Annotated in this window: 11 protein-coding genes; 5 read left to right on the forward strand and 6 right to left on the reverse strand. The window is 68.6% G+C overall.

Annotated elements, in window-relative coordinates:
* The coding region (locus tag Q8Q85_14450) for an Npt1/Npt2 family nucleotide transporter (GenBank protein MDP3775456.1) at positions 1-3172 on the reverse strand (3172 nt) is incomplete at its 3' end.
* Between Q8Q85_14450 and Q8Q85_14455 the strand changes: the two genes are divergently transcribed.
* The 5 genes from Q8Q85_14455 (at position 3171) to Q8Q85_14475 (ending at position 7666) form a co-directional block, all read left to right on the forward strand.
* A complete protein-coding gene (locus Q8Q85_14455; protein ID MDP3775457.1) occupies positions 3171-3776 on the forward strand; it encodes a carbonic anhydrase in 606 nt (201 codons plus the stop codon). The genes Q8Q85_14450 and Q8Q85_14455 overlap by 2 nt on opposite strands.
* A 53-nt stretch (positions 3777-3829) precedes the next feature.
* The gene (locus Q8Q85_14460) at positions 3830-5119 is read left to right on the forward strand and encodes a citrate synthase (GenBank protein ID MDP3775458.1); all 1290 of its coding nucleotides are present in this window, start codon (positions 3830-3832) and stop codon (positions 5117-5119) included.
* 95 nt (positions 5120-5214) lie between these two features.
* Complete coding sequence (locus Q8Q85_14465; GenBank protein ID MDP3775459.1) at positions 5215-5589, forward strand: Rieske (2Fe-2S) protein; 375 nt, start codon at positions 5215-5217, stop codon at positions 5587-5589.
* A gap of 48 nt (positions 5590-5637) precedes the next feature.
* Positions 5638-6585 (forward strand): ABC transporter ATP-binding protein, encoded by a 948-nt coding sequence (locus Q8Q85_14470; protein ID MDP3775460.1) that lies wholly within the window; start codon positions 5638-5640, stop codon positions 6583-6585.
* A gap of 49 nt (positions 6586-6634) precedes the next feature.
* On the forward strand, positions 6635-7666 hold the full coding sequence (locus tag Q8Q85_14475) for an ABC transporter permease (GenBank protein ID MDP3775461.1): 1032 nt from the start codon (positions 6635-6637) through the stop codon (positions 7664-7666).
* Between the two features lie 69 nt (positions 7667-7735).
* On the opposite strand, the gene Q8Q85_14480 is transcribed toward Q8Q85_14475, so the two are convergent.
* The 5 genes from Q8Q85_14480 to Q8Q85_14500 form a co-directional block, all read right to left on the reverse strand.
* Positions 7736-7966 (reverse strand): hypothetical protein, encoded by a 231-nt coding sequence (locus Q8Q85_14480; protein MDP3775462.1) that lies wholly within the window; start codon positions 7964-7966, stop codon positions 7736-7738.
* Between the two features lie 78 nt (positions 7967-8044).
* The gene (locus Q8Q85_14485) at positions 8045-8779 is read right to left on the reverse strand and encodes a DUF2071 domain-containing protein (GenBank protein MDP3775463.1); all 735 of its coding nucleotides are present in this window, start codon (positions 8777-8779) and stop codon (positions 8045-8047) included.
* Entirely contained in the window at positions 8776-8913 is a 138-nt protein-coding gene (locus tag Q8Q85_14490; GenBank protein MDP3775464.1) for a hypothetical protein, read from the reverse strand. Before Q8Q85_14490 ends, Q8Q85_14485 begins: the two co-directional genes overlap by 4 nt.
* 126 nt (positions 8914-9039) lie before the next feature.
* The gene (locus tag Q8Q85_14495) at positions 9040-9522 is read right to left on the reverse strand and encodes a UPF0158 family protein (GenBank protein MDP3775465.1); all 483 of its coding nucleotides are present in this window, start codon (positions 9520-9522) and stop codon (positions 9040-9042) included.
* A gap of 1082 nt (positions 9523-10604) precedes the next feature.
* The gene (locus Q8Q85_14500; protein ID MDP3775466.1) at positions 10605-10808 is read right to left on the reverse strand and encodes a hypothetical protein; all 204 of its coding nucleotides are present in this window, start codon (positions 10806-10808) and stop codon (positions 10605-10607) included.
* Positions 10809-11249 lie beyond the last annotated feature (441 nt).

Raw genomic sequence — 11249 nt, forward strand, 5'->3', positions numbered from 1 at the left:
CGCTGCCTATCCTCAGGACCTCGCACTCCTCTTCGGCGGTCGCCGTGGCGCTGCGCGGCTCGGTGTCCAGCACCGCCATCTCGCCGAACGCCTCGCCGGGCCCCAGCGCCGCGATCCGTTCTCCGTCGTGGTTGATCGAGACGGAGCCGCGGACGATCACGTACAGCGCGTCGCCCAGCTCGCCCTCCGTGAACACGGTGCGCCCCTTGGAGTAGGTCTCGACCTCGGCGACGCGGGCCAGAGGCGCGAGGTCCTCGCCGCTCACGCGCTCGAAGACGGGGGCGCTCTTGAGGAAGAGGATCTTCTCGACGGTCGAGTACATGGTGTCCTCCGGGATGGCGCGGCCTTCGAGCCGCGCGAGCAGCGCGTGCGCCTGGTTCGCGACGATGCGGTCGGGATCATGCAGCAGCCGGGCGACGAGCGGCGCCGCTCCGGCGGGGTCGCCGGCGGCCACGGCGCGCAGCGCGCCCTCGCGCACCAGCGGGTCCGGGTGCGTGAGCAGGGTCGCGCCCTCGTCTCGTCCCACCTGGTCCCCGCGGCGGGAGAGCGAGTCGAGCGCTAGCAGCACCACGTACGGGTTCGGGTGGCGGCAGTGCAGCCGCATGAACTCGGGGGGCGCCGGCGGTGGCGGCACCAGCGCGGCGGCCCGCTTGAGCAGTTCGGGCACGGGCACGTCGTCGAGGAATGGCATCACCAGTGGGCGCAATGGCGGGTCGAGCATCGTGTCGAGCACTTCGAGGGCGTTGGCGCGGCGCTTCGGGTCTGCCGTGTGCTCGCGCACCAGGCGCAGGGGCTCGGGATCGTAGCGCAGCTCGAGGATGCGCAGGATGCGCCGCACCGCGCGCTGCTGGCGGAACTGGAAGACCTCCTCCAGCAGCGGGGTTTCGTAGAACGGACGGGACACCTCCCACCCCGCGAGGTTCTTGTAGGTGTCCACGATCTCCTCATGCACCAGGCGCTGCACGAAGGGCAGCGGCTCCGGCTTGCGCCGCAGCTCCTCGCGCAGGTGCGAGAGCGCGGCGTGGATGCGGAGGCGCAGATGGCTGTCCACGACGGACACGTGCTCGCGTAGGCGGCGGTACGACTCGGGGCACGGTATGCGCCGAAGCAGCCGCGGCACCACCAGCTTCACCGACCGCGGTGCGACGGGCTCATCGAGCAGCGCCGCGACGGGCCCCACGGCCGCATCACCGATGGCGATGAGCGCCTGGCCGGCGCGGCGCCGGGTCGGCGGGTCGGAGAGCGCGGCCACGAGGGTGGGCGCGAGGCGTGGATCGGCTACCCCGGGCGCCGACTTGAGTGCGGCGCGCCGCACCGTGGCGTCGGGGTCCGTGAGGAGCCGGCGCAGCGGCCGGTACGCGCTGGGCCCGAGGTGGCGCAGCGCGCGGGCCGCTGCTACGCGGTCGTCGCGGTCGGGTGAGGCCAACAGCCGGCCCAGTTCCGCCCCGCCCACGATGCCGCCCTCGAGGCCGCCGTGCTTGAGGAGACCGGCCAGCGACGCCACGCGCACGTCGGGCGCCGGGTCGGCGAGGAGCGGGACGAGCGCGTCGACCGACTCGTCCTCCGCGAGGGCCGCGTCCGCCGCCGCGGCCGCGGCGCGCACTTCGGGCTCGGGGTCGGAAAGCGCCCGCCTCGCCGGCTCGGGGTCGGCCCCGGCGCCACCCGAGTGCGCGAGCCGGTAGAGCGCGGCGGTCCGCACCGTCGGATCCTCGTGACTCGCGAGCTGTGCTACGGCCTGCAGCAGCTCCGGCGACCGGTCGGCGGCTAGTTGCTCCAATGCTACCAGCGCCTGTCTCGAAGTGCCGGCATGCAGCGTCGCGATGAGCGCGTCCCGGCCGGCCGAGTCCAGCAGGAACTCGTGGTCGAGCGCCAGGGCGCCGCGCGCCGAGATCGTCTCTTCCAGGGTCCTGAGATAGCGGCGGCGCACCAGCGGGATCATCGCGAACCACGCGATCACGACCGGCACGGTCAGGAACGAGAGGTGCGGGACGGACAGGTGGTGGGCGAACAGCAGGAGCGCGACGCCTCCCGCGCCGTAGGAGAGCGGCTTCACGACCGCGTCCAGGAATGCGCGGGTCCGCGCCTTCACCTCCGGCGCGAACGGGACGTAGAGGGCCTGTAGCGTCGTCTCGTGGATCGTGTACTGGAACCCGTTATCGGCGAACTTCATCACGGTCGCGATCGCGAGCTTCGGCATCATCGGCATCAGGAGCAGCAGGGTGCTCGCCGCGCCGAAGACGCCCGGCATGGCGGTCATCCCCGCGCCCACGCCGAGCCGGGCCAGGATGCGCGGCGTGAGGAACACCTGGAACAGGAAGGAGACCGTGCCGGTGCCGGCGTAGAAGAGGCCGAAGAACCGCGCCAGGTCGTCGCCGCGGAAGGTGTCGCGGGCGATCGCCTTGAACTGGTAGTCGCCGATGGTGAGCGCGACGAACGTGAGGAGAGTGATCACCGCGAGCGCGCGAACGTACGGGTGCGTGATGATGCGGGGCGGCGGCCCGTGACGCTTCGGCTGCGCCCCCGCGCGGGCCTGGCTCTCGGCGCGCGGCTCCCGCGCGAGCGCGAGCGCGAGGCCCGCGATCGCCGCCATCAGTCCCACCAGAACGAAGATCAGCTGCGGCGTCCCGATCGCCTTCACGATGGCGCCGCTGCCGAGGCCGACCACGACGATGCCCAGCACCCGCGCCGCGCCGATGGTGCCGAAGAGCCGCTTGGCGGCGCGCGCGTCGTGCAGGTCGTTGGCCAGGGTCCAGAACTGCACGATGAACAGGTTGGCCACCACCTCCGACCAGACGTAGAAGACCGGGTAGATCCACTCCGCTTCCGCGCGCACGAACGCCCAGGTCGCGAGGTAGGTGACCATGCCCACGCCGGTGGAAACGACGATGATCCGGTGTCGCGCCACCCGGTCGGCGACCTGCGAGTACAGCACCACTGTAATGGCCGACACCACGCCGTAGAGGACGAACATCCACGGCAGGACCCGCAGCGGATCGGAGAGGCGGCTGAGGAACAGCGTATCCCGGACGGTGCGGCCAAGGATGAAGACGGACGAGGCGAGGAGGAGGTGCAGGAAGAGCAGCGCCGTGCGGCGGCCTTCCCCGGGGCGGATGCGGAGGGTGGCCTCGAAGAAACTTGCAATGTGCGCTCGCGCAGGGAGATTCAGAGCCATGCCCCTTTCCGACCTGCTACAGAAGAACCGCGAATGGGCCGCCGCGCAACTCGCGGGCGATCCCGACTTCTTCGAGCGCCACCGGGGCGGCCAGCGCCCACGGCTGCTGTGGATCGGCTGCTCGGACTCGCGGGTGCCCGCCGAGGAGGTGCTGGGGTGCGGTCCCGGTGACCTCTTCGTGCACCGCAACGTAGCGAACATCGTGGCTTACAACGACGTCAACATCGCGTCGGTCATCGAGTTCGCCACGTCCGTCCTCAAGGTACCGGACATCGTGGTCTGCGGGCACTACGGGTGCGGCGGCGTCAAAGCGGCCTGCCAGCCGAAGCTCCCCGCGGGGTACCTTGGCGACTGGCTGATGATCGCGGCCTGGGCGAAGCGTACGGTGGACCAGACCCTCGCCCGCGACCGGAGCACGATGGATGGAGACGACTACCTCTGCCTCGTCGTCGAGGAGAACGTTCGCCTCCAACTCCAGCACCTCTCCCACCTCACTGTGCTGCGCCGGCAATGGGAGGAGACGCCCGGCATCCCGCGCCTTCACGGCTGGGTGTACGACATCGGGACGGGACTCGTCAAGGTGGTGGCGAGTGGCGATACTTAACGGCGCCACGGGCCGCGCCGCGGCCGGGCACCAACTCCCACCGAGGCACTTCCATGCCGACGAATAGTCTGACCGTCACCGACAACCGCACCGGCAAGAGTTACGAGATCCCGGTCGACGAGCACGGCACGATCAAGGCGATGGACCTCCGCCAGATCAAGACCGCGCCCGACGACTTCGGTCTGATGCCGTACGATCCCGCCTTCATGAACACGGCGGCGTGCCGGAGCGCGATCACCTTCATCGACGGCGATGTGGGGATCCTGGAGTACCGTGGCTACCCGATCGAAGAGATCGCGGAGCACGGGACGTTCCTCGAGGTCGCCTACCTCCTCAACGAGGGCGAGCTGCCGTCGGCCGCGCAGCTCAAGGTGTGGACGGATGACATCCGCTACCACACCTACGTCCACACCAACATCATCAAGTTCCTCGAGGGCTTCCGGTACGACGCGCACCCGATGGGCATGCTCCTCAGCACGGTAGGCGCGCTGTCGACCTTCTACCCCGACGCGAAGGACGTGCACGATCCGCAGAACCGCTACATCCAGCGGGTCCGGCTCATGGCCAAGTTGCCGACGATCGCGGCGTTCTGCTTCCGGCACAACCGCGGTCTCCCGTACGAGTTCCCACGCAACGACCTCGACTACATCGGCAACTTCGTCAACATGACTTTCAGCATCGGCGGGAAGCATGAACCCAACCGCGTCCTCCAGCGCGCGCTCGAGATCCTGCTCATCCTCCACGCCGACCACGAGCAGAACTGCTCGACCAGCGCGGTGCGCGCGGTGGGCTCCTCAGGGGTGGACGTTTTCTCGGCGGTCTCGGCCGGGATCGCGGCGCTGTACGGGCCGCTGCACGGCGGGGCCAACGAAGCGGTGCTGCGCATGCTCGACGAGATCGGGAGCAAGGACCGCATTCCGGGCTTCATCGAGGGGGTGAAGAAGGGTGAAGGCCGGCTGATGGGCTTCGGGCACCGGGTGTACAAGTCGTACGACCCGCGAGCCAAGCTGATCAAGAAGGTCGCAACCGACGTGTTCGCCCAGACCGGCATGAACCCGAAACTGGATATCGCGCTGGAGCTGGAGCGCATCGCGCTGCAGGACGACTACTTCATCTCGCGGAAGCTGTATCCGAACGTGGACTTCTACTCCGGCCTGATCTACCAGGCGATGGGATATCCGACCGACTACTTCACGGTGCTGTTCGCGCTGGGCCGGCTGCCAGGCTGGGTGGCGCAGTGGTCCGAGATGATCCAGGACAAGGAGCAGAAGATCGCGCGGCCGCGGCAGGTGTACGTGGGGCCGAAGCGGAGGGCGTACGTGCCTATCGGGCGGCGCGGGTAAGCGGGCCCATGCCGACGCGTCGTCGGTTCGTCCAGACGTCCAGTGGGGTCTTGGTGGCGGCTGCGGCCGCCGCGTGCGGTGGCGGTGAAGATCCCATGAACCCGGGGGGCGGCGGCGGCGGCGGTGGCGGCGGTGGTGGCGGCGGTGGCGGCGCTACCGAAGCCCGCGCGCCGCTGCCGGCCGTGGGCGCCACGATCAACATCGCCGGCGTCGGCCTTGGGAACCAGGGCATCGCGGTGACGCGCATTTCCACCAATTCGGTCGTCGCCGTCTCTCGCCAGTGCACGCACCAGCAGTGCACGGTGGGCCTTCCAGGCTCTCCCGGCAGCACGCTCAACTGCCCCTGTCATGGCTCGCGCTTCACGACCTCGGGCGCGGTGGTGAATGGCCCCAACACGGGTGAGAGCATCGGCCCACTCAAGACCTATGCGGCGCGAATCGAAGGGAACGAGGTAGTGGTCACGTCGTGAGGACGCGCCGGCTGGCCAGCGGGCCGGCGCGCCCGGCCGGGTAGCCTGGTGTCGAACGCCTCCGTCATCCGCTGTCGTGGGTTGATCAAGCGGTACCAGGATGTCGTCGCCGTCGCGGGCCTCGATCTCGAGGTTCGCGGCGGCGAGTGCTTCGGGCTCCTGGGGCCGAACGGCGCCGGCAAGACGACCACGGTCGAAATGCTGGAGGGGTTGCTCCAGCCCGATGAGGGCGAGATCGAAGTCCTTGGCATGCGCTGGGCGACGCACGAACGCGAGCTGCGGCGACGGCTGGGCGTCGCGCTCCAGGAGACGCGGCTCAGCGACAAGCTCTCGGTGCGCGAGACGATCACCCTCTTCCGCGGCCTGTACGGCGGCGGGCGCGCGGTGGACGACGTGCTCGACATCGTCCAGCTGCGCGAGAAGCAGCGGGCGTGGGTGGTGAAGCTCTCGGGCGGCCAGCGGCAACGCCTCGCCTTCGCCTGCGCGCTGGTTGGCGCGCCCGACGTCCTGTTCCTCGACGAGCCGACCACCGGCCTCGACCCGCAGTCGCGACGTCAGCTCTGGGACGTGGTCACCCGGTTCAGGGCGGGCGGCGGCACCGTCGTCCTCACCACCCACTACATGGAGGAGGCGGAACGGCTATGCGACCGAGTGGCGGTGATAGACCACGGGAAGATCATCGCGTTGGGGGCGCCGCAGGAGCTGATCGCTTCGATGGGGGCGGAGCAGGTGGTGGAGTTTACGGTGGATGGGGAGCGGGGAGCGGGGAGCGGTACCATCGGTGTGGACGCGCTGGCGGCGCTGCCGGGGGTCAAGGACGCGCGGGCGGAGGGCGGGCGCTGGATGCTGTCGGTGTCGGAGGTCCACACTGCGTTGCCGGCGCTGATCGCCGAACTCGAGCGGCGGCAGGTGGTGCTCACCGATCTGAGGACCCATCACGCGACGCTGGAGGACCTGTTCCTCAATCTCACGGGAAGGCATTTGAGGGATACGTGAGACCTGAGATAGGTGGGTGAGATGTGATGGGTGATGAGGTGATGAGGTGATGAGGGGGAGTGCGCTCTGGCAGTTGACGCTATGCCGGTTCCGGGAGTTCTACCGGATGCCGGAGGCGTTGTTCTGGGCGTTCGTCTTCCCGATCCTGCTGGCCGTCGTGCTCGGCATCGCGTTCCGAAACCGGGGGCCGCAAAAGGTGCGGGTGGGGGTCGAGATCGGCGACGGGGCGGATTCGCTGGTGGCCGCGCTCCGGACCAGCGCCGACGTCACGCCGGTACTGCTGCCCGGTGCCCAGGCCGAGCGCGAGCTGCGGGCGGGACGCGTCGTCCTCCTGGTGGTCGCCGGGAACCCGGTCACCTATCGCTATGACGCCAAGCGCACGGAGAGCCGCATCGCGCGGCTCGCCACCGACGACGCGCTCCAGCGCGCCTTCGGCCGGCGGGACGCGCGCGCGGTGACCGACCGGCGCGTGACGGAGACGGGCTCGCGCTACATCGACTTCCTCATCCCGGGCCTCATCGGCATGAACCTGATGGGCGCGGGGTTGTGGGGCGTCGGGTTCGCGGTGGTGCAGAACCGGACCCGCAAGCTCTTGAAGCGGCTGGTAGCCTCACCGATGCGGCGCTGGCACTACCTGGCTTCCTACCTGGTCGTCCGCTTCGCGCTCGTGCCCGTGGAATCCGGCGCGATCGCGGCCTTCGGCGCGTGGGCGTTCGGCGTGCCGGTGCGCGGCAGCATGGCCGCACTCCTCGGCGTGGCCCTGCTCGGCTCGTTCTGTTTCAGCAGCCTCGGCCTCCTCGTCGCGAGCCGGGCCCAGACCGTCGAGGCGGTAGCGGGGCTTATGAACGTCGTGATGCTGCCGATGTGGTTTCTCTCGGGGGTGTTCTTCTCGGCGGCGAACTTCCCCGACGTGATGCAGCCGTTCATCAAGGTGTTGCCGCTCACCGCGCTGGCCGACGCCCTCAGGGCGATCATGATCGACGGGGCGTCCATCGTGAGTCAGGGCGGCGAGTTGGCGATCGTGGCGCTGTGGGGCGCCGTCAGCTTCGGCGTGGCGGTGCGGATCTTCCGCTGGCTCTGAGTGCTCGGGCGGGGTAATCCCGACTTCGGCTCAGATCGGGAGCGCGGCCCAGACTTCCTGAAGGTCAATTCACTGGGCCGTGTCCGCCCTCGCTATCGAATCGGCCCGCGCGGTCCGCGCGTTGGCGGAGTCCTGTGCCGCCTGCGCCTTGGAGATCCCCTGCGCGCCCGGCAGCCCTGACGCGCCGATGACGCTGTCCCGCTGGCGCTGGGTCAGCGTATCCGCGTTCTGCATCCTCGGCGCGTCGGACTTGCCGCACGCCGCGACCAGGAGAAGGAGTGGGATCGCGCTCGGTCGCATGGCATCACTCCTGTTACGGGTGCCCCATCCTACGCGGGCCCGGCCGGCGGCGCCAGAATCCGAGCCGCTCCGGCGCAATCAAGTCAGCCGCCGCCCGGGGTACACGGTGACCGGCGAGCCATCGGCGACGAATACGCTCGCGGGCGGCGCGGTCAGCCACCGCTCGAACGCCGGCCCGCACAGCGCGGCCACGTCGCACGTGAATCGGCTGCCAGTGGCGTGCCAGACCTTCCACGGCGGATGATCCACCCGGTACTCCATGGTGGAGCCATCCGGCTGTCGGTTGTAACCCCAGTAGTGCTCGGCGATGAACTCCTCCACGGAGCCGGCGGCCGGCAGCGCCGGCGCATCCCTTACACTTGCCTCGAGTGCGCACCAGCCGGACGCGAGGCGCCAACCGTAGGCGAACGTCCGCCCCTGCCGCCCCGGCGGCTCGATCGTGCTGCGCGTTGGAAGCGCGATGTAAGGCTCGTGATAGACGCGCCGCGCCACAGCGGCGATCGCCCAACGCGGCACGACCTCCTTCAGGAACACGACCCCGCGCCGCACGCCCTCGGGGTGTTGGCGGCGCACGTAGAAGCGGAGATTGATCTCCTCGAAGTTGCGATGAAACGGGACAGGGATTCCGCGCACCCTGGTGCCGAGAAACCGGAATGCCACCACACTCGCGTACGTCGTGCCGCCGCAGCTGTCGAGCAGGGTGCCGGCGGGCACGTGGGGCGCCAGCACGGACGGATCCACCGCGAAGTTGGCCATGACGAGCTGCCGCCATTCCGCGGTCAGGAAGGGGCGGGTCGGCGCGCTGTGGGTCAGGTAGGAGTTGCGTCGAGGATGGCAGCGAGCACGCGCTTCGCCGACCGCTCCGAGCGGCCGTCCGCGTCACGATCGACGACCCAGGTCGTGACCGAGGCGGAGGCGGGCCATGCGGTGCGGCTCAGGGCGCGCATCGCGGCTTCCAACTCCGCAAGGCGGGGGCCGCCCCTAGCCGGGTGGTGCACCGCAGGACAGTCCAGCGGGTCGGAAGACCCCATCTTTGTGCCCATCCGCGAGTTGTCACACGGCCTCAGCGCTTGTTAGGCGTCGGCGATTCCTGCATCGAGCGCCAGTCCACTCTCCTCGCACCACTGTCGCGCTACTTGCTCGTAACCGCGATCTCGCTGGGCGTACCAGTCGTCGGCCAGACCGAGGCGATGCACCGCGTCCTTGAAACGGCGAAACGCTCCGCTCCCGTGTAGGGCATCCGATACCTCTGCCCGGCCCGCAGGGTCCTGAATGCGCGCCGCAAAGTCCACCATCATGTGATACTCGTCGATTTCAAACCGATCCGGAAGAGGAAGATAATCGTCCCGGCCTGCGAGAATCGCCTTGGCATCCGCCAGCTCGGCCGGCTCGCTTCCTAGTTCGTCGCCCGTCCCCTGCTCAGCCGCCCTGAGCGCCTCGTCACTCACTATGATGACTCGGCCCGTCAGACGATTCACGTAGGCCGTGAGCTCGTCAGACTGAAACTCCATACCTTCTAGGATATCGCCCAAGGCGATTCGTACCTGCTCACTCACCGATGATTACTCTGGTGTCGGCTCTAAGGCATACGGCTGACGCCTAACAAAGTGCGCTTAACCTGCGAGCCGGCGTCCTGGCCGCGCTGGTGCGCTGTTCGTGAACAACCTACTGCAAGTGGGCCGGCGCAGCCAACCGGCTCGACAGGTTCAACCGGAGCCCGTGTGAAGACTCGCACCGGTGATGGCCCCTGAGAATTCCGACGCTCACATTTCGCTCAGGAGCCACGATCTCGACCCGGTCAGAGGTCGGAAGACAAAGGCGACGAGGAGCGCTTCTGCATGCTCGACCTCGTCCAGCAACTCGCCGCCCAAGCCGTGGGCTTGGTGATGATAGAATAGAGCGGCAGCGCTGAGTTCCTTATCGGCTAGCGGGTGGTAGCCAAGCCGCGTCACCGAAGCTGCGACCGTGCCCGAGCCTTGGCCTCTGCAGCTGGTACCGGCGCCACCTGGCCAGAGCGGAGTTCGTCGGCTCGGCGCTCGGCTTCCTCACCCCACGCGACATCGAGCTCGGAGTCAGCCTCGTCCAAGCTCGCCAATAGCGCTTCGGCTAGGCGCGCGCGCACGTGAGGTGGGAGCTGCAGGAGTTCGGCTTCAAGTTGCTCGGGCGGGACCTTCATCGAAAGCCTCCGATGAGACGCAATTGGAATCTAATGCTAGGCCTGAATCGAGGCCAATGCGAAGGGCGTGCGCGCTAGCGAACAAGGTTTAGCTGCGGCGACGCCGCCGGGCACGGTGCGGCGGGTGCACCGAACGGCCACCGCTGGGTAACCGCCTTGAGCATACGATAAGTGAGCCGCAAACGCCACGGCGCACGGCACTGATGTCTGACCCGGCGGCGCGCCGTCAGCTACAACCCATAGTTAGGCGGCACGCGACGAGTCCCGACGTGCGCCGCTCTCACGCAAGCTCGGCCCGCAACGCACTGCAGAAGGAGGTCGATTTCTTCCTCGGTGTTGAACACATGCGTCGATACGCGGATGCCATTGAGCCAATGCTTCGGGACCGCCTTGACGACGACCCGGTATTTCTCGCGCAGCATGGCCGTGAAGGCTCGGCGAGCTGCGCTCGCCGCGATGGGACTACTGCGACCCCTTGACAGGTAACTTCTTGATGGTGTTAGGCACCAACCCGCCGGAGCTCTTCAGGCCGAAGGCCGTTGAGCGCGCTGAGAATTGCAGGCGCCAGAGGTCGAAGATGGTGAAGCCGATTGGAGGGAGCGCGCAGCAGAGCACCCCGAGTGGCTGCGCCGTGAGATTCTGCTGGAAGGGTAGGTTCTGATCCATTGTAATGAAGGCGTCGAACCTGCCTGCTGCGTTCCGAAGCAACTCCCCGTTCTTCACCCCGTCCCAGCCGAGCTGCTAGACGGTCGCAACTTCGTGCCCTGGTAGTTATGCGGCACCTCCGAGCGGGCGGCTCGCGCCCTGCGGGAACTCCGGGCTCAGTGTGATCTCGGGGGCGGGCGAGCCGCAATCTATGGTTGGAGAGCGGCGGCTCGGCCCCGCAGCAGCAGGATCTCGACCTCGGGCGGGCTGGCGCCTGGCCATCATCCGGGGCGCCAGCTGCGGCGGAATGCGGCCGCAGCGCGACGGGCCCGTGGAGTTAGACGCCGAGACGCTTGGACGCCATCTGGTTGCCTTCGATCCGCACGCGAATCTTGGCGAACGCGGTGTCGCGCGGCGTGGAAACGTCATCGCCGAACGGGGAGAAGCCGCAATCATCGGTGC

Source organism: Gemmatimonadales bacterium (assembly GCA_030697825.1).
GTDB lineage: Bacteria > Gemmatimonadota > Gemmatimonadetes > Gemmatimonadales > JACORV01 > JACORV01.